At 48.3% G+C, this 17,501-nt stretch carries 19 protein-coding genes; 14 read left to right on the forward strand and 5 right to left on the reverse strand.

What is annotated here, in order from left to right; all coding sequences use genetic code 11:
* Positions 1-2: 2 nt before the first annotated feature.
* Complete coding sequence (csn, locus tag G9F48_RS09170; protein WP_077722801.1) at positions 3-839, reverse strand: chitosanase; 837 nt, start codon at positions 837-839, stop codon at positions 3-5.
* A gap of 133 nt (positions 840-972) precedes the next feature.
* Positions 973-1,437 carry a DUF2691 family protein gene (locus tag G9F48_RS09175; RefSeq protein ID WP_165409384.1) on the reverse strand — a complete coding sequence of 155 codons (465 nt, stop codon included), beginning with the start codon at positions 1,435-1,437 and terminating at the stop codon, positions 973-975.
* 77 nt (positions 1,438-1,514) lie between these two features.
* On the opposite strand from G9F48_RS09175, the gene G9F48_RS20060 reads away from it, so the two are divergent.
* The 4 genes from G9F48_RS20060 to G9F48_RS09190 all read left to right on the forward strand — a co-directional run bounded on the left by G9F48_RS20060 (position 1,515) and on the right by G9F48_RS09190 (position 3,809).
* Positions 1,515-1,778, forward strand: coding sequence for a hypothetical protein (locus tag G9F48_RS20060; protein ID WP_238785813.1), 264 nt, complete (start codon positions 1,515-1,517; stop codon positions 1,776-1,778).
* Positions 1,779-1,816: 38 nt separating this feature from the next.
* Positions 1,817-2,215, forward strand: coding sequence for a class I SAM-dependent methyltransferase (locus G9F48_RS20065; RefSeq protein ID WP_238785817.1), 399 nt, complete (start codon positions 1,817-1,819; stop codon positions 2,213-2,215).
* A gap of 37 nt (positions 2,216-2,252) precedes the next feature.
* On the forward strand, positions 2,253-3,368 hold the full coding sequence (locus tag G9F48_RS09185; protein ID WP_146275455.1) for an NAD(P)/FAD-dependent oxidoreductase: 1,116 nt from the start codon (positions 2,253-2,255) through the stop codon (positions 3,366-3,368).
* Positions 3,369-3,434: 66 nt separating this feature from the next.
* Complete coding sequence (locus tag G9F48_RS09190; protein ID WP_007410094.1) at positions 3,435-3,809, forward strand: nucleotide excision repair endonuclease; 375 nt, start codon at positions 3,435-3,437, stop codon at positions 3,807-3,809.
* Positions 3,810-3,847: 38 nt separating this feature from the next.
* Here G9F48_RS09190 and G9F48_RS09195 read toward each other — a convergent pair whose 3' ends face one another.
* Positions 3,848-4,120 carry a DUF1648 domain-containing protein gene (locus G9F48_RS09195; RefSeq protein ID WP_007410095.1) on the reverse strand — a complete coding sequence of 91 codons (273 nt, stop codon included), beginning with the start codon at positions 4,118-4,120 and terminating at the stop codon, positions 3,848-3,850.
* 314 nt (positions 4,121-4,434) lie between these two features.
* Here G9F48_RS09195 and G9F48_RS09200 point away from each other — a divergent pair, with 314 nt between their 5' ends.
* The 5 genes from G9F48_RS09200 (at position 4,435) to G9F48_RS09220 (ending at position 9,430) form a co-directional block, all read left to right on the forward strand.
* Positions 4,435-5,421 (forward strand): SIS domain-containing protein, encoded by a 987-nt coding sequence (locus tag G9F48_RS09200; RefSeq protein WP_003151892.1) that lies wholly within the window; start codon positions 4,435-4,437, stop codon positions 5,419-5,421.
* Between the two features lie 72 nt (positions 5,422-5,493).
* Positions 5,494-6,759 (forward strand): ABC transporter substrate-binding protein, encoded by a 1,266-nt coding sequence (locus G9F48_RS09205; protein WP_165409434.1) that lies wholly within the window; start codon positions 5,494-5,496, stop codon positions 6,757-6,759.
* A gap of 24 nt (positions 6,760-6,783) precedes the next feature.
* The gene (locus G9F48_RS09210) at positions 6,784-7,674 is read left to right on the forward strand and encodes a carbohydrate ABC transporter permease (protein ID WP_012118373.1); all 891 of its coding nucleotides are present in this window, start codon (positions 6,784-6,786) and stop codon (positions 7,672-7,674) included.
* A 3-nt stretch (positions 7,675-7,677) separates the two neighbouring features.
* Complete coding sequence (locus G9F48_RS09215) at positions 7,678-8,562, forward strand: carbohydrate ABC transporter permease (protein ID WP_003151895.1); 885 nt, start codon at positions 7,678-7,680, stop codon at positions 8,560-8,562.
* Positions 8,563-8,575: 13 nt separating this feature from the next.
* Positions 8,576-9,430 carry a PfkB family carbohydrate kinase gene (locus G9F48_RS09220; RefSeq protein WP_165409385.1) on the forward strand — a complete coding sequence of 285 codons (855 nt, stop codon included), beginning with the start codon at positions 8,576-8,578 and terminating at the stop codon, positions 9,428-9,430.
* Positions 9,431-9,454: 24 nt separating this feature from the next.
* Here G9F48_RS09220 and G9F48_RS09225 read toward each other — a convergent pair whose 3' ends face one another.
* Positions 9,455-10,183, reverse strand: a complete 729-nt coding sequence (locus G9F48_RS09225; protein WP_165409386.1) for a GntR family transcriptional regulator — start codon at positions 10,181-10,183, stop codon at positions 9,455-9,457.
* 155 nt (positions 10,184-10,338) lie between these two features.
* Between G9F48_RS09225 and G9F48_RS09230 the strand changes: the two genes are divergently transcribed.
* Positions 10,339-11,445, forward strand: a complete 1,107-nt coding sequence (locus G9F48_RS09230) for an ABC transporter ATP-binding protein (RefSeq protein ID WP_065180466.1) — start codon at positions 10,339-10,341, stop codon at positions 11,443-11,445.
* Between the two features lie 48 nt (positions 11,446-11,493).
* On the opposite strand, the gene G9F48_RS09235 is transcribed toward G9F48_RS09230, so the two are convergent.
* Complete coding sequence (locus tag G9F48_RS09235; protein ID WP_156735742.1) at positions 11,494-12,363, reverse strand: endonuclease I family protein; 870 nt, start codon at positions 12,361-12,363, stop codon at positions 11,494-11,496.
* A gap of 219 nt (positions 12,364-12,582) precedes the next feature.
* Here G9F48_RS09235 and allC point away from each other — a divergent pair, with 219 nt between their 5' ends.
* The 4 genes from allC to G9F48_RS09255 all read left to right on the forward strand — a co-directional run bounded on the left by allC (position 12,583) and on the right by G9F48_RS09255 (position 17,424).
* Positions 12,583-13,824: an allantoate deiminase gene (gene allC / locus G9F48_RS09240; RefSeq protein WP_165409387.1), complete on the forward strand. Its 1,242-nt coding sequence runs from the start codon at positions 12,583-12,585 to the stop codon at positions 13,822-13,824.
* A 60-nt stretch (positions 13,825-13,884) separates the two neighbouring features.
* The gene (locus G9F48_RS09245; protein WP_217904225.1) at positions 13,885-15,096 is read left to right on the forward strand and encodes a pyridoxal-phosphate-dependent aminotransferase family protein; all 1,212 of its coding nucleotides are present in this window, start codon (positions 13,885-13,887) and stop codon (positions 15,094-15,096) included.
* 121 nt (positions 15,097-15,217) lie between these two features.
* Positions 15,218-16,414 (forward strand): MFS transporter, encoded by a 1,197-nt coding sequence (locus tag G9F48_RS09250; protein ID WP_077722788.1) that lies wholly within the window; start codon positions 15,218-15,220, stop codon positions 16,412-16,414.
* 569 nt (positions 16,415-16,983) lie between these two features.
* Positions 16,984-17,424, forward strand: coding sequence for a hypothetical protein (locus tag G9F48_RS09255; protein WP_003151908.1), 441 nt, complete (start codon positions 16,984-16,986; stop codon positions 17,422-17,424).
* The last annotated feature ends 77 nt before the right edge of the window (positions 17,425-17,501 follow it).

A 17,501-nucleotide genomic window follows, 5' to 3' on the forward strand; every position in this document is an offset into this window, starting at 1 on the left:
ATTTATTGAATAGTGAAACTTCCGTATTCGCTTGACCGGACATGAATCGGCCCGTTTAAATTGTAGTTCTTCTCTTTGACAATATCGCGGAAAACGTCGACTCGGGCAACCGATTCTCTCCATTCATCCTGGGTGTCCTCATCTGACGGATTCATCAGATCGTCATAGCGCACATCCAAGAATTTATTGAGCCATTTCTTCTCGTCCGTTCCGTCTTTCGGTGACCCGCCCATTTTTTTGTTCGTGCGTTTAATCAGGGCATAAAAGGAGTCTGGATCATCGCCGTCGCCATGCTGAATCACCGTATCGTACATCACCGCTTTGGCCAAGGCCGTTTTCAGTCCGGCATTTTCTGAACGTTTCATCGCCGGCTGATAATACAAGCTGTCATTTACCTTATCCTGAGCAGCGCGGAAGGCTTTATCATTGCCAAGTGAGCGCCAGGCAGAAGCGAATCCTTTCAGATTGCTGATGTCATCGCTTTCGTCCTTCGCAAGACGACGCAATTCAGGCAAATACTTTTTCAATTTGTTATTCGGCACCGCTTTCGTGTATACTTCGACTACTTCCAGCGCATCTCCGGTAGCCGTCGTAAAGCCGGCCCGCCCGCAAGTGTAACCTCTTCCGTCATCCAACGCTTCAACATATCCGTATTGGATTTCCGTCTTTCCGTTTTCAAAAATGCTGGTCAGCTGTTCCGCCCGGCGCTTCTGATCCTTATTCAGCCCGGCCGCAAAAACCGTACCGCTCATCATCAGGGTAAAAAACATGGTGAAAATAAGTGACGAAACCGCCGTCTTCTTCCAAAAACCTGCTTTTTTCTTCAAGCTGATTTTCATTGCCATACCCCTTTCATATGTAAGTTACGCACTCAGTATACATGAGGGGGTTGTTTTTTTGTTGAAAACACACGAATTTGTCAATATTTTGAATCATAAGCCCTATCCGGCGCTTCATAAAAAGAACGCATCTTCACCAGACAGACAATCTCGTTCTCGCGTCATTCTCATCTGTAACATAGTCAACGTGGTGAAACCCGCATTGTACAGCCTGCTGAAAAAGAGCTTCGAGCATGTCCGGATCTTTGCAATATAACGTTACATACGAGCAATCCGCGATGAGAAGCACAAGTTCACAGGAACTATCCAAATATTCCTCATACGTATTGATTTCCGTTACCATCCCGCTCGGGAAAGCTTTCAATTCAGCAAAAATCATATAATAAGGGTTTCCTTCCAGACGCTGACGAAGTTCTTGACCCTCAATGATGCGCTTATTTTGCGGAAACAGGTCTGTATCGGTGTCTTCTTTGAAGTCAGTATACGCCTCTCCATCACCGATAAACCATGTATAGGAAGAGATGGGGAACGGTTTTAATATGTCTGCCGCAAACCGTCCGAATTGATTTGGGATGTTAAAAGTAATCTCGCGTTTCATATGGTCGTATCTCCTTTCGGTTTTTGCTAGAATAATATGGTATGCCATTTGGATAAATATTGAAAGGGGTGACTGTTATGACAACACGATACGGAATTGATGCGCCTTATGGAGCGTTTGGATTTATCTTTCTTGCGCTCCTTTATGCCGCAGGCACGTTATGCGGTATGATTCCTCCTTACTGGGGCTGGCTGACGGGCACCTTGTTTTTATTGCTCGGTCTTTGGATGCTCTTGTATTCAACGGCCATTAAACTTTCACACCGCCATCGCATTCTTGCGCTTTCCGGGTTAAAGCCGGACATGAAAGTGCTTGATATTGGGACGGGACGGGGCTGCTAGCCATCGCCGCGGCACAAAAAGGCGCTGACGTCTCAGCGATTGACAAATGGTCAAGCTGGGATCTGGGCGGAAACGGAAGAGACGCATTTGAAAAGAACAGACAGGCAGAAGGAGCGCCGGAAATTGATTTGTATGACGGACTCGCGCAAGCCATGCCGTTTCCTGATAAAACGTTTGACCTTGTCATTTCGCATTTTGTCGTACACAACATTTCAGGCAGAAAAGAGAGGGAACGGGCGATCACGGAAATGGTGAGGGTGCTGAAGCCTGGCGGCACATTGGCCGTGTCAGATATAAAAAATACATCACAATACAGAGCAATTCTTGAGGAAAACGGCTTTCACACAAGAACGTATTCCTTTTATTATACGTTTCCGTTTTCAAAACTCATTGTCGCCGTCAGGACTCCGGTAGGAACCGGGCGCTCCATTTGTTAAAATAAATAAGACAAAACAGATAGAAAAGGTGTTACACATGAAGTCTTATATAATTATCGGAGCCGGCATTCTCGGTGCGTCCGCGGCTTATCATCTCGCAAAGGCCGGTGCGGATGTAACGGTCTTTGACAGGAAACACCCGGGGCAGGCGACTGACGCCGCGGCAGGGATCGTCTGCCCATGGCTGTCGCAGCGCCGCAATCAGGCATGGTATGCGATCGCAAAAGGCGGAGCCCGCTATTATAACCAATTGATACAGCAGCTTGTAGCTGACGGAGAAACGGACACCGGTTATCAAAAGGTCGGTGCCGTCAGTCTCCATACGGATGAAAAAAAGCTCAGCCAAATGGAGGAAAGAGCTTATAAAAGAAGAGAGGACGCTCCTGAAATCGGTGACATTACAAGACTGACTCCGGAAGAAACGAAGGCGCTGTTCCCCGCGCTGTCGGAGGAATACGGGGCGGTTCATGTCAGCGGCGCGGCCCGGGTGAACGGGAGGGCGCTTCGTAAGGCGCTGTTAAACGCGGCCGTTAAGCACGGCGCGGCTGTTTACAATGAAGAAGCGTCAATATTGACAGAGGACGGTGCCGTTATCGGTGTGAAAACCGCAGAACGCACGCTTACTGCCGGCCAGGTTCTCGTAACGGCTGGCGCTTGGGCGAGAGAGCTGCTTGAACCGCTCGGCATCCGTTTTTCAGTATCATACCAAAAGGCACAGATCGTTCATTTAGAGCTTCAGGGAGAGGATACGGGCGGCTGGCCTGTCGTCATGCCCCCAAACGATCAATACATTCTCGCGTTTGCAAACGGTCGGATTGTAGCGGGCGCGACTCATGAAAACGATACCGGCATGGATTTGCGGGTGACGGCCGGCGGCCTCCGTGAGATTTTTGACAAAGCATTAACCGTGGCGCCGGGCCTTTCAGACAGTACTGTGATAGAGACAAGAGTCGGTTTCAGGCCGTTTACTCCCGGTTTTCTTCCCGTCATCGGCAAAGTGCCGAATATCAGCGGACTCCTCGTTGCCAACGGGCTGGGCGCCTCAGGGCTGACGAGCGGGCCGTATCTGGGGGCGGAACTGGCAAAACTCGCACTCGGCCAGCAGACGGAAATTGATTTGAGCCTTTATGATCCGGCCGGGGCGCTTGAATAAAAAATAGCTTTTGGCGCATTCTTATGATAGGATGGAGCTTTAATGAATAAGAGGACGTGACCCATTTTGATAAAAATAAACCTTCCTGCTCCTGATGTAACCATTACGGAACGGCAGCAGTCACCGTCGGAAAATGAACCGGCGATTAAAGCGATTTACGGTTTCATTGATTTTCACCAAATACCGAGAGACAAAGGCGGCATCTTTATGTTTTATAACATTCATGATGAGCTGCTGTTTGTCGGGAAAGCCCGTAAATTAAGACAAAGAATCAAAAAGCATTTTGAAGACAATGTGTCGCCTGTTAAACATCACAGGGACGAAGTGTATAAAATTGAAGTATGTGTCGTCAATGATCCGATGGAAAGGGAGATTTACGAAACGTACGCGATCAATACCCTTCAGTCGAAATACAACATTGAGAAAGTATTTTATAAATAAGAAAAACCGGAGCTTAAGGGCTCCGGTTTTCTTTATGTTTACAGTGCCAGCCACATCACTGCAATATGCACGATCAGCAGACAGTAAACGACGAGGAACAGCTGGACGACCTTTTTTCTGAATAACATGCAGATCATCATGAGCACAGGAAAAATCAGGACGCCGGCCGTTTTATTGATTGATGTATTCGGACGGTTCGACACGTCATAGTGAATGGCCATATCAGCAGGAAGAAACGGATAAAACACAATCGACAGAATAAAGGCGAGAACCACAGCTCCCCACAGCACCTTATCATTCATCAAAAACATATGAACACTCCCTTTTTTATATATAATAGTATATTAATGTTAAAAAGTTTATTTTCAGTATTCATTTGATGGCTTTTTTCGTGAGACCCGTCTGCCTGGCGGCTTCTTTTATATTCATTCTGAATCACTCCCTGCTTTTCATTCTAAACGTGTCTCTAAGGGTCAGGTCAAGAGAGGGCGGGAAATTAGACGGGTTTATTTTATATTTTAGAAATTTCAGAAAATATGATTGACAACGCACCTTTGTTGCGATTAATATAACGTTATATAATGTTATATAACATTATATAATAAAACACTGAGGAGTGAAGGATTTGAGTCAAACTGCCGCACAAGTGAATCACAAGGTTCAGGCTTTCTTGGATGATCTGAAAGGAAAAACGATTGACCACGTCTTTTTTGTCGCTTGCGGGGGTTCTTCAGCCATTATGTATCCGAGCAAGTACGTGTTTGACAGAGAGGCGAAAGCCATCAGCTCTGATCTCTACAGTTCAAATGAATTTATTCAGCGCAATCCCATTCAGCTCGGAGAGAACTCTCTCGTGATTTTATGTTCTCAGTCAGGCAATACGCCGGAAACGGTGAAAGCCGCCGGTTTCGCCAGAAAAAAAGGCGCGCTTACGATTGCGATGACCTTTGAGCCTGATTCGCCGTTAGCGAAAGAAGCCGAATATGTCGCGGTTTATGACTGGGGTGAGAACGCACAGGCGATAAATACGAATTACGGGGTTCTGTATCAAATCGTGTTCGGCGCTTTACACGTGCTGGAAAACCATCCCGCGTTTGAGCAGGCGATCGACGGACTCAATAAGCTCCAGACCGTATATGACAAAGCGCTTAAACAAGAAGCGGATCACGCAAAGGCATTCGCGAAAGCCCACGAAAAAGAAGATATCATTTACACGATGGCAAGCGGTGCGAACTACGGCGTCGCTTACTCCTACAGCATCTGCATTCTCATGGAAATGCAATGGATTCATTCCCACGCCATTCATGCCGGAGAATATTTTCACGGACCGTTCGAAATCATTGATGAATCCGTTCCATTTATTATCCTGCTCGGCTTAGACGAAACAAGACCCCTTGAAGAGCGGGCGCTTTCCTTCTCAAAAAGATACGGCAAAAAACTGACTGTGCTTGATGCGGCAGCATATGATTTTTCCGGAATTGACGATTCTGTAAAAGGCTACCTGGCTCCTCTCGTATTAAACCGGGTGCTCAGAAGCTATGCGGATGCGCTGGCGGAAGCAAGGAACCATCCGTTAAGCCAGCGGCGTTACATGTGGAAAGTCGAATATTAAGAACGCGCATTATATTTCACCGGACTATAATGATATATAACGTTATAGTCCGGTGCAAAGGAGGAAAAGCATCTGAAAAAGCTCATCTGCCTGTTCGTTCTGTTAGCTGTATGTCTGTCAGCCGCCGCCTGTTCAAGCCAAAGCAGTTCCTCTGACGGAAAAGTGACCCTGAAGTTTTTTCACAGGTGGCCGAAGGAGCCGGAAAAAAGCTATTTTGAAGAAGCGGTCAAAGAATTTGAAGCCGCTCATCCGGATATTCATATCCAAACGGAAGCGGTCTTGAACGATTCTTATAAAGACAAGGTGAAAGTCATGCTCGGAACAACGAGCCCCCCTGACATTTTCTTTTCTTGGAGCGACCGGTTTGCTTATAAATTCATCAAAGGAGAAAAAGCCCTCGATCTGTCGTCTTACTATCAGCAGGATAAACATTGGTCCTCACAGCTTGTGCAGTCACAAATCAAACCCTTTACGCATGACGGAAAACAGTACGGTGTTCCGTGGCAAATGGACGCTAAATCATTCTTTTATAATAAGGACATTTTTAATACATTACATTTGAAGCCCCCGGCGACATGGGATGAACTGATCACAGTCTGTGAGAAATTGAAAGAGAACGGATATATTCCGATCAGTTTCGGCACAAAAGCGCCTTGGACCATTTCTCATTATATCGGGACGCTGAACCAGCGTATGGTGGATGAGAAAACGCGGGCTAAGGATTACAGCCCGGAAACCGGGGAGTTTACGGACGAAGGCTATGTCAAAGCGCTTGAAAAGCTTCAGGAACTTCTGCCGTACTTTACAAAGCACGTGAACTCCGTTGATCACGAATACGTGCGCCAGCAGTTTACGAGCGGCAAAGCGGCGATGATTTATGCGGAAACGGCAGAAATTAAGCTCGTCGAACCGGTCAATCTGGGCTTGTTTCCTTTCCCGAAAATCAGCGGCGAAAAGGGATCTCCCCGTGCACTGACCGGATCTCCGGAAGGATTTATGATTTCCTCAAAAACGAAGCACCCGAAAGAAGCTATGGAATTTCTTCAGTTTTTAACCTCGAAAAAAATGGGAGAGAAGCTGATAAAAGACGTTGGTAAATACAGCGCGGTTCAGGGAACGGCGACAGAAAACAATTCCACCCCGATCCAGCGCGAAGCCGTGCAGGATATCGTCCGCGCCGAAACAATGGTGCCGTGGTTTGATATGGATGTTGACGTTGAAATCGCCGATGTGTATGCGGCAGGCGTTCAGCAGATGCTCGGCGGCACAATGACACCGCGCGAGGTGATGAATTCCGTGCAGAAAGCGGCGCGTCAGGTCAAAGCGTCATCTGAATAGAACAGATTTCTTTGGAGAAAGGAGATGAGGATTTCCTTGGTCAGCCGAAAACGTTTCATTCCGTATCTGTTTCTCGCGCCCGCGCTGATTTTTCTGCTGTTCGTTTACATTCCGATTATTGAAAATGTGTTTTTCAGTCTGTTTGAATGGAGCTCATTTCAACCCGAAAAGACGTTTATCGGTTTGAAAAATTATATTGACCTGTTTCACGATCCCGTGTTTTTTACAGCACTCCGCAACAATGTGCTGTATGCGGTCATATCGCTGATTTGCCAGGTTGGCGGCGGCTTAATTCTGGCGGCCGTGCTGGAAGACAGATTGGTAAGAAAATGGTCGCCGTTTTTCCGTACGGTATTTTTTCTTCCGGTCGTCATTTCCATGACCGTCATTGCGCTGTTGTTTGATTTTATTTATAACCCGGAAATCGGGCTTTTGAATCAGCTGCTGGAAGCCGTCGGACTTGATGAACTGACCCGCGCGTGGCTGGGCGATGAAAACACCGCTATGCTGTCTGTCATTTTTGTGTCTCAATGGCAGTCTGTCGGTTACATCGCCATGCTGTACATTGTCTCGATTCAGAGCATTCCCGCTGAATTATATGAATCGGCGCAGCTGGACGGAGCCGGAAAAATCCAGCAGTTTTTTCACATTACGGTGCCGCAGACGAAAGAAATGTCGTTTGTTGCCGTGGTGATGACGCTGACCGGCGCATTTACCGTATTTAATGAACCGTATATTCTGACCGGCGGAGGGCCGGGCAATGCTTCAGAAGTGCTGAGCACATTTTTGTATAAGAGCGCTTTTACAAAGGATATGATGGGCTACGCTTCTGCGATCGCGACGGTGGTGCTTTTGCTGACGCTTGCTCTGTCGCTTATTCAGATGAAATTCTTTAAGACCGGAAAGGAGGAGTAGCCGATGCTTCCTGAAAAGACGGACTTGCGTCATGCCCGTCAGGCCGTCAGAACAGGCGGAAAACCGAGAAAATGGTATGTCGGGGAAACGTCTGTGTGGCTGTTTCTCTTTATCTACCTCATTGCCGTTGCATATCCGCTGTTATGGATGGCGGTCAGCGCCTTTAAAAGCTCGGATGAGATTTTTGAGCACAGCTGGTCGCTGCCCTCTGTCTGGCATCCCGAAAACTTCGTATCCGCATGGAACCAAGGGATTTCCGCTTATTTTATGAACAGCGTCATTGTGACCGTGCTGACTTGTCTCATCACCGTATTTGTGAGTGCCTGGGCGGCATACGGGCTGGCCCGTTTTCAATTTAAAGGAAAAGGGTTTGTGCTGATCATTTGTCTTGGCGGCTTGATGCTGACGCCGCAGGTCAGTCTTGTGCCGCTGTACTCCATTATCCAGTCATTGGGACTGTACAATACGTATTGGGCATTGATTCTTCCGTACGCAGCCTACCGTATTCCGTTTACCGTGATTCTGATCCGTTCCTATTTTTTGTCGATTTCCAAAGAGCTTGAGGAAGCGGCCTATCTGGATGGATGTACAAGTTTCGGAATATTTTTCAGAATATTCTTACCTATGAGCGTGCCGATTCTGGTGACATCAGGCATTTTGACGGCTTACCATACATGGAATGAGTTTATGTTTGCGATTATTTTTATCGATGATGAAAATTTACGGACGATTCCGGCCGGGCTGATGCAGTTCAGAGATGCGCTGCAGACGGATTGGGGCGTGCTGCTGGCCGGGCTGACGATTTCTGCTGCTCCGATCATCGCGCTGTTTTTATTGATGCAGAGATATTTTATCCGCGGCATTGCAGCGGGAAGCGTGAAAGGATAAGGGGGATGAAAAGATGAAACTGATAGCGGCCGGAGATAATGTAGTAGATTATTATCAGGATCAGGAGACGTTTTACCCGGGCGGAAATGCGTTAAATGTAGCCGTGCTTGCCCGGCGCTTAGGCCACGAAACTTCTTATATCGGGATTCTCGGCAGTGATGAAGCGGCGGATCACGTATTGAATGTGCTGAAACTGGAAAAGGTGAATGCCGATCTGATCCGCCGGGCATACGGAGAAAACGGGATGGCGGTCGTCACGCTTGATGAAAGAGGGGACAGGATATTTGCCGGATCGAATAAAGGCGGCGTGCAATCGCGTCTGACGCTCGCTTTTCAGGAGAATGACATCTCATTTATCTCCGGACATGATCTGCTGCATACGAGCGTATACAGCAGGATAGAACGTGACCTTCCGATGCTGAGCGGCCATGTGCCGATTTCCTTTGACTTCTCTGTAAAACGTGACGAAGCCTATTTAGAAGCGGTCTGTCCGTACGTAACGTATGCATTTTTTTCCGGGAGTGATTTGGGTGAAAGTGAATGTGTGCGGCTTGCCGAAAAAGCCCGCGGTTTCGGAGCGAAAATCGTCTGTCTGACAAGGGGAGAACATGGCGCGGTGTTATCGGATGGGGAACGCGTCTATCATCAGCCGGTGGTAAGAGCTGATATAATAGATACATTGGGCGCGGGTGATTCTTTTATTGCCGGATTTCTTACCGATTTCTTCGAGCATCAGGATATTCGGCGAGCGCTTACTGCGGCCGCCGGGACGGCTGCCAAAACATGCGGAGGGTTCGGAGCGTTCGGTTACGGGCATCCCTACAGGCCGGACGGCGGGAAAAGCAGTGAAAAAACGAGAATACGATAAGCATTGTCTCGTTTTTTATACTTGTTACGCATAGGGGCTGTTAATGGTAAACGTGACGCGGTCGGTATGCATTACAAACAGCGAGCTGTATATCGGCTGGTCTTTTGACATAAAAGCGGTTTTGTCAATTTCAAAAAGCGCATCCCCGATATCACAAGCCAGATAGCGGCTTTCTTCCTGCTTGGCGTATACGACATTTAACAGCTTCGTATTATGGGTGGGCACCACCTGATAGTGCTGTTTCAAAATGTCATGCATCGACACGCCGCCTTTAATATGCTTGCCGATGTCGGGAAATAAACTGAGCGGATAGTGGGCGATTTCGAATGAGAGCGGCTGGTCGTCGTGAAATAAAACGCGTTTTAATTCAAGAACGGGACTTTCGGAAGCGACGCGAAGTTTTTGAGCGATGGATTTAGGCGCTTCAATGATTTCATGGGAAAGGATCTGGTGTTTCGGTTTTTTTCCCGTTGATTCCATAAATTCAGAGTAGCCGTTGACCGCGATGAGCTCCCGCTTCAGTTTAGGGCTTTTAACGAACGTTCCCTTTCCCTGCTGCCGGACGAGCCAGCCTTCTTCCACAAGATCAAGGATGGCCTTCCTGACCGTTATGCGGCTGACGTTGTACGTTTCGCACAGCTCATTTTCAGTCGGCAGTTTTACGGACGGCGAATAAACGCCCTTCTTGATATCGTCCGCGATAATTTGTTTCAGCTGAATATATAAAGGTTTCGAGCTCCCGTTATTTAGCAATGGGACGGACCTCCTTTGTCAAGTAGTAGTACTATTATATGTATTATGACGTTATAATACAAATTTGCTTTTCATTTATGAATCTGTCAGAAACCCCGAACATTTTTAACATAACAGAAAGATGTGGCGGTTTCCAGTATTGGAGGAGGTTTCGAATGGCATCATTAACATTTGACCATATCAAAAAAACATACGGCGCCCAATCGGCGGCAGTGAAGGATTTTCACTTAGATGTAAAGGATGAGGAGCTGCTGGTGCTTGTCGGTCCCTCCGGCTGCGGCAAATCTACGACACTCAGAATGATTGCCGGACTGGAGAGCATTTCTGAAGGGAAGCTTTATATCGATGGAGACGCGGTGAACGATCTGCCCCCGAAGGATCGTGATATCGCAATGGTTTTTCAGAATTACGCGCTGTATCCCCACATGACGGTGTTTGATAATATGGCGTTCGGTTTGAAGCTCAGAAAGCTGCCGAAAAAAGAAATCGCAGAGCGAGTCCGGACGGCTGCTGATATTTTGGAAATCGGGCATCTGCTCAAGCGGAAACCGAAGGCTCTTTCAGGCGGGCAGCGGCAGCGGGTTGCGCTCGGCCGGTCGATCGTGCGGGAGCCGAAAGTGTTTCTGATGGACGAGCCGCTTTCCAACTTAGACGCGAAATTGCGTGTGACGATGCGCGCCGAAATCAGCAAGCTCCATCAGCGTTTGAAAGCGACCATCGTTTATGTGACGCATGATCAGACGGAAGCGATGACAATGGGCGACCGGATTGTCGTGATGAATGAAGGAGATATTCAGCAGGCCGCGAGCCCCCATGAGATTTATCATTATCCGGCGAATATGTTTGTGGCGGGTTTTATCGGTTCTCCGAGTATGAATTTTATAAAAGGCGTCATAGAAGAAAGTCACGGGCAATGGTATTTTGCCGGTTCGTCCGTTCGTCTGCCCATTCCGAAAGAAAAAGCGGCCGTTCTTGTCCAGAAAGGATACAGCGGTAAGGAGATGACTGCGGGGCTGCGTCCGGAGCATTTGACGCTTGCCGGACAATCAGAGCACCCGCCTGAAGCGGTGTGCCGCGCTGTGGCGGAAGTATGTGAAAACTTAGGCGCGGAGATGTACGTTCATGCGGTGAGCGGAGATGACCGCATGACGATCCGTCTTGACGGCGCTTCAGAGGTGAAACCCGGCGATGCCATTCTGCTTGCGGTCAATATGAACCGGGCCGTCTTTTTTGATGCCGACACTGAAAACGCCGTATATTGAAAAAGGGAGCCTGATGATGGGGCTCCCTTATCACTTCTTATGATACGATTACCAGATTTCGTCCGCCCATTCCGGGTGGTCGATAAACGGATTGCGGTTATGCTGATAGTCTTCGTAAATGATTTCGTTCCGCCGTTTTTCCTTACTGTCGACGGGGTCTTGTTTATTCCATTTGAGCAAAACGGACAGTTTTCCCATGTAAGGAGCTGAGCCGTTTCCGGTTTTATCATTCAGCTCAAGGTCGGGATACCCGTCGCCGCCTTCATAACGCACCGCCATGTAAAACAGCATGCGGGCGACGTCTCCTTTGACCTCATCGCGCGGCTCCCAGGAATCACCGTCGTAATAATTGCCCGGCGCTTTCGGGTATTCTGAGCCGCCGTTATCAAAATCCATGTTTCCTCTGGCGCTGTTCACCTGGACGTCTGCAGGGCGCAGATGATGAATGTCCGTCCCGGGGCCGGCAGCTGTTCCGAAGTTTCCGTGTGACTTTGCCCACACGTGTTCACGGTTCCAGTCCCCGACGCTGCCGCCGTTTTTACTTTTGGCCCGTGATTCCTGGGTGTAGAGCAAGATGACATTGTTCGGGTTTGCCGGATCTTCGTCAGTTTCCTTCAATGCATTCCATACTTGGCTGTAAGACAGCTTTGTATGTCCGCTGATGATGCGGTGCAGGGCGCTCTTTAAGGCTGTTCCGCTTTTTCCGGAAGCTTCTTTATAATATGTGTCCGTATCCGCAGACGGAGTGATGACAGCTGAGGCAGTTTGCGGAAAAAGAGTTGTGCCGCCGGAAGTTGAAACCGCGAGCCGGCTGTACAGATTCGTGTCAGCCGGCGCGCCCGCAGAGACTGACGGCGCGGCCCATCCAAAAATGAAAAACAGGCAGACAATCGGCAGAAACCAAAGTTTTTTTGTCATGACTTGCCCTCCTTTACCTCTATTATCCAAAAAATAAATCTAATATTCTATCTTTTTTGAAAAATGGTTCCTTCGGCTTATGGGACAGAGGGGCGGTTTCTTGGTCAAAGTATCCGGAAAATCATTGATTTTTTAGAGGTTATGATAATGAACTCATAATGCGCTCCTTCTATAATGAAGATCATCTTGTCAGTTTTTCAGTTTAAAAGGAGGGCGTGTATGGAACATCAGCAGCTTTCGGCGGCGAATATCGGAATTTCCGACAACATACAATGGCTGTCTCAATTCGGCGCTTCCGCTTCCGGCGGAGTGACGAGGCTTTTATATACGAAAGAATGGATGAACGCCCAGCTTGCCGTCAAAAAGAAAATGGAGGCGTTCGGGCTGGAAACGGCATTTGACGATGTCGGTAACGTATTCGGCCGGCTGAGCGGCACAGAATCGCCTGATGAGGTGATTCTGACCGGGTCGCATATTGACACCGTTATTGACGGCGGCAAATATGACGGTGCATTCGGCGTGCTGGCGGGCATGCTGGCGATCCGGCATTTGCATGAGACGTGCGGGCGTCCGAAAAAAACGCTGGAGGCTGTGTCGCTCTGTGAAGAGGAAGGGAGCCGTTTTCCCATCACCTATTGGGGCTCAGGCAATATCACCGGTGCTTTCTCGCTTTCAGATGCGGAAACGCCGAAAGACGCGTCCGGCATTTCTCTGAAAGAAGCCATGCGGCAGAACGGCTTCGGTGCAGGCCGTTATCCGGCGCCGCTGCGCACTGATATTAGTGCCTTTCTGGAAATTCATATAGAACAGGGGCAAACGCTTGAACGATCGGGAAAGGATATCGGGATTGTCACCGGGATTGCCGGACAGAGGCGCTATACCGTTACGCTTGACGGTGAATGCAACCATGCGGGGACCACTTCAATGAAATGGCGGAAAGATCCGCTCGCGGCGGGAAGCAGCATCATCCACGAACTCATGCTCTCAGCGGAAAGACAGCCGGAAGAGCTCCGCCTGACGTGCGGGAAAATGACGGTTGAGCCGAATATGGCGAATGTCATTCCGAGCCGTATCCAGTTTTCCGTTGATATTCGCCACCAGCAGGAAGACGTGCTGGCAGCCTTCCATCAGAAACTGGTGTCGATTATTGAAAACATCAGCCGCAGCAAAGGAGTCAGACCTGTTATTGATGAATATATGAGGATAGAGCCGGTTCAAATGGATCAGACACTGACACGAACCGCAGCAGAGGCTGCAAAAGAGCAGGGGGCGGACCCGGAGAAGATCGTAAGCGGAGCGGGACATGACGCCCAGATGCTCGGCAGAACCTTTCCGGCCTGCATGCTGTTTGTGCCGAGCCGTGGCGGGATCAGCCACTCGCCGCTTGAATTCACACCCGCACATCAGCTTGAAACCGGCGTCCTTACGCTGGCGAATGTATTACATAAACTTGCCTATTAACGTAAAGGGGGAATCGGCGTGCCGACCAGAAAAGAATTGTGCATTCCGCAAAGAACGATTATGACACCGGGACCGACAGAAGCTGAACCGAGAGTGCTGAGGGCGATGGGCGCTCCGATCCTCGGCCAGTTTGACCCGGCATTTACCGGCATCATGAACGAAACGATGCAAATGCTCCGTGAATTATTTCAAACGGAAAACCGCTGGGCCTATCCGATTGACGGCACATCAAGAGCGGGGATTGAGGCTGTTCTCGCAAGTGTGATAGAACCGGGCGACAGCGTGCTCGTTCCGATATACGGACGCTTCGGATACCTGCTGACTGAAATCGCCGAGCGGTACGGAGCAGACGTTCATACGATCGAGTGTGAATGGGGAACGGTCTTCCGGCCTGAAGAGATTATCAGCGAGATGAAAAAGATTTCCCCGAAAATCGTCGCTATGGTGCACGGAGAAACATCAACGGGGCGGATTCACCCGCTGAAAGAAATCGGGGAAGCGTGCCGCGCCCAAGACGCACTCTTTATCGTGGATGCCGTAGCCACGATCGGAGGCTGCGCCGTAAAAACGGATGAATGGAAGATTGACGCAGTCATCGGGGGAACGCAAAAATGCCTATCGGTCCCTTCCGGAATGGCGCCGATTACTTATAATGACCGGACGGCAGCTGTCATTGCCGCGCGTAAAAAGGTAGAACGGGGCATTGCGACGGCAGCTGACGGTAAAATGCTGTCCGGTCATCGGCCGGTTACGAGCAACTATTTTGATCTGAGCCAGCTCGAAGATTATTGGAGTGAAAGAAGGCTGAATCACCATACAGAAGCGACAGCAATGCTTTATGCGCTGCGGGAGGGTGTGCGCCTTGTCCTGGAAGAAGGACTTGAAGAACGGTTCCGCAGGCATCAGCGTCATGAAAAAGCGCTTACGGCGGGACTTGCAGCGATGGGCCTTGATTTATTCGGCGATCCGGAGGCGAAGCTGCCTGTCGTCACATGTGTGAAGATTCCGCCGGAAGCAGACGGCGAATCGATCAGGAGTATGCTTTTGTCTCAATTCGGAATTGAAATCGCCAGCTCGTTCGGTCCGCTGCAGGGGAAAATTTGGCGAATCGGAACGATGGGCTACAGCTGCAGAAAGGAAAATGTGCTGTTTGTGCTGGCCGGACTTGAGGCGGTTCTGATCAGACACGGAGTTGCAGTTAAAGCCGGGGAAGCGCTGCAGGCGGCCCTTAACATATATGATCTGCCGGCTGAAACCGGTGTGCTGTCATGAGACATGAAAACGAGATTGAAATCATCTGGACTTTTTTCCCTTTTCCCCGTTATACTGAATGGTATAAAAAATGACAAATATGGAATGATCATCTGTTTGTCTGGGGAGAAGGTAAGAAATCATGGCGTACATAGGCCGATTGTCAATTTTAATGCTGAATATGTTTATTGCGATGCTTGGAATCGGATTGATTATTCCGATTATGCCCGCATATATTACCGAATTCGGAGCGACGGGGAGCACGATGGGTCTGCTTGTTGCGGCGGCGGGGCTTACACAGCTTTTATTTGCGCCTATTGCCGGGGAAATAACCGACAAATACGGACGGCGGAAACTGATTATTTTCGGCATTGCCGCCTTTGCCGTGTCACAATTGATCTTCGCCTTTGCCGGAAGCCTGTGGCAATTGTTCGCATCCCGGCTTTTGGGCGGGATGGGCGCGGCGTTTTTAATGCCGTCAATGTTCGCTTACATAGCGGATATTACGACCGAGGAAGAACGCGGGAAAGGAATGGGGCTGTTCAGCGCGGCGATGACGCTCGGTGTCGTCATCGGGCCCGGTGTCGGAGGCTATTTGGTTCATTACGGCATGTCTGTGCCGTTCATCGTGTCCGCAAGTCTCGCCTGCTTTTCAACGGTGCTTTCATTTTTCTTTCTGCCCGAAACGCTTGGACGTGAAAAGCAGCTGGAAGCCCGGGCGAAAACGGAAAAACGTGAGCATCTGTTTAAGCAAATGTCACGCGCGCTCAAATCGCCGTTCGCGTTTATGCTGATTCTGGTTTTTGTGCTGAACTTCGGAATTATGAACTTTGAATCCGTTTTCGGCCTTTACGTTGACCATAAACACGGATTTAAAGCCTCTGATATTGCCTTTATTATTACGGCTGCGGGTCTCATCGGCGTGTTTGTGCAGGCGGTCGGCGTCAGTTATCTCGTCCGCAGGTTCGGGGAAAAGCGCGTCATTAACGTGACGTTGATCGGGGCTGCTGCAGGACTTGTGTGGTGCCGGTTTGCGGGTTCATATTGGGCCGTTTTTGCCGCGGCAATCTTTTTCCTGACGCTGACATCGCTGCTCCGGCCGGCCGTTAATACGATGCTGTCGAAGCTCGCCGGTGACCAGCAGGGGTTTGCCGGCGGGATGAACACCTCATTCATCAGCTTAGCGAATATCGCCGGACCGTCAGCCGCCGGTTTTCTCTTTGATGTAAATATGGAATTTCCGTATATGCTGGGAGCGGCCATTCTCGCCATCAGTTTTCTGGCCGCGCTTGGCTGGGGCAAAAAGACACAGACCCGGCCGTTCACGCAGCAAGGATAAGAATCAAAAGCCTCCGGGTATCCGGGGGCTTTTCGCTTTTTCTCAATTTGAAAATATCCATTTTTACTTATCTTCCAAGTTTGCTTCTGTTGTATTTTCTGTCTGTAATGAGGATATGAAGCAGGCTGACAGTAATAAAGTGGCCGAATACACCTTTTTGGTGAGTTCCGCCCCGGCTTCATCCGTGCTTTTCTGCAATTCCAGAATACAAGCAGTCGAGAAATAAACAAGGCAGAAAGTTGACACGGCAACAGAAGCTATTGGGAAGCCAATAACAGATTGATACGCACAGAAAAAACGGCTTTTCGGCTAAAAAATCACAATGTCTTCCATTATTACTCAAGCCAATGAGAACTGAGGAGAAATTGAGGCGGAGGCTTTTGTTCTTATCAGATATCGTTTTTAAAAGTTATTTATAAAATTCATACAATGTCTTTTTAAAACTCATCTTATTCTTATCTAGTTTTTGTAACCAAAAGATTATTTAGTCTTTAAAAATCGGAAAATATGGGTTAGAATGTATAATAATCTTGTGTTTACAAGTATAATTATTAATGGAGGGATTTATCATGAGAAGTAAAACTAAGAATATTCTAGCAGTATTGTTGGCAGGTATTATGACTTTTGGCCTGATTATAGGATTCAGTCAATCAGCGCAAGCAGTAAGCAAAACAACGAGCTTTACTTACAATACTGGAACTGTTTCTGCAAAATCATATATACATACATCAGATAACTACAAAAATGTTAATGCCACAGTTGAATTAGGAAGATCAGGCACATGGGAGACCGCAGCTTATTGTAAATTATACCTTCAGCGGTATACAAGCGGTTCATGGAAGACTATTGATACTGCTTCCGGTAATGCGTCATACGGCAAAAAATTGAATGTTACTTTTACGAATATCGCTAAAAAATCTGCTTCAACTCGTGTAAAAGTGAAACTTTATAACAACTGGAAACACTCGGAACTACTTCAAACTGTAAATTCAAGTAAATGGAAACGCTAATGTCTAAAATATGATTTTGACTGATTAGTAATAATTATTCTTCTAAATTAATTTTTAAAGGCTGAAAATTTTCTGAA

Origin of the sequence: Bacillus sp. EKM420B, from assembly GCF_011065565.1 — a bacterium.
Classification (GTDB): domain Bacteria; phylum Bacillota; class Bacilli; order Bacillales; family Bacillaceae; genus Bacillus; species Bacillus velezensis.

Coding starts and splice junctions, on each gene's coding strand:
- csn (WP_077722801.1), bottom strand. CDS start 839: ATGAAAATCAGCTTGAAGAAAAAAGCAGGTTTTTGGAAGAAGACGGCG.
- G9F48_RS09175 (WP_165409384.1), bottom strand. CDS start 1,437: ATGAAACGCGAGATTACTTTTAACATCCCAAATCAATTCGGACGGTTT.
- G9F48_RS20060 (WP_238785813.1), top strand. CDS start 1,515: ATGACAACACGATACGGAATTGATGCGCCTTATGGAGCGTTTGGATTT.
- G9F48_RS09185 (WP_146275455.1), top strand. CDS start 2,253: ATGAAGTCTTATATAATTATCGGAGCCGGCATTCTCGGTGCGTCCGCG.
- G9F48_RS09195 (WP_007410095.1), bottom strand. CDS start 4,120: ATGTTTTTGATGAATGATAAGGTGCTGTGGGGAGCTGTGGTTCTCGCC.
- G9F48_RS09210 (WP_012118373.1), top strand. CDS start 6,784: ATGAGGATTTCCTTGGTCAGCCGAAAACGTTTCATTCCGTATCTGTTT.
- G9F48_RS09215 (WP_003151895.1), top strand. CDS start 7,678: ATGCTTCCTGAAAAGACGGACTTGCGTCATGCCCGTCAGGCCGTCAGA.
- G9F48_RS09220 (WP_165409385.1), top strand. CDS start 8,576: ATGAAACTGATAGCGGCCGGAGATAATGTAGTAGATTATTATCAGGAT.
- G9F48_RS09230 (WP_065180466.1), top strand. CDS start 10,339: ATGGCATCATTAACATTTGACCATATCAAAAAAACATACGGCGCCCAA.
- G9F48_RS09235 (WP_156735742.1), bottom strand. CDS start 12,363: ATGACAAAAAAACTTTGGTTTCTGCCGATTGTCTGCCTGTTTTTCATT.
- allC (WP_165409387.1), top strand. CDS start 12,583: ATGGAACATCAGCAGCTTTCGGCGGCGAATATCGGAATTTCCGACAAC.
- G9F48_RS09245 (WP_217904225.1), top strand. CDS start 13,885: ATGACACCGGGACCGACAGAAGCTGAACCGAGAGTGCTGAGGGCGATG.
- G9F48_RS09250 (WP_077722788.1), top strand. CDS start 15,218: ATGGCGTACATAGGCCGATTGTCAATTTTAATGCTGAATATGTTTATT.
- G9F48_RS09255 (WP_003151908.1), top strand. CDS start 16,984: ATGAGAAGTAAAACTAAGAATATTCTAGCAGTATTGTTGGCAGGTATT.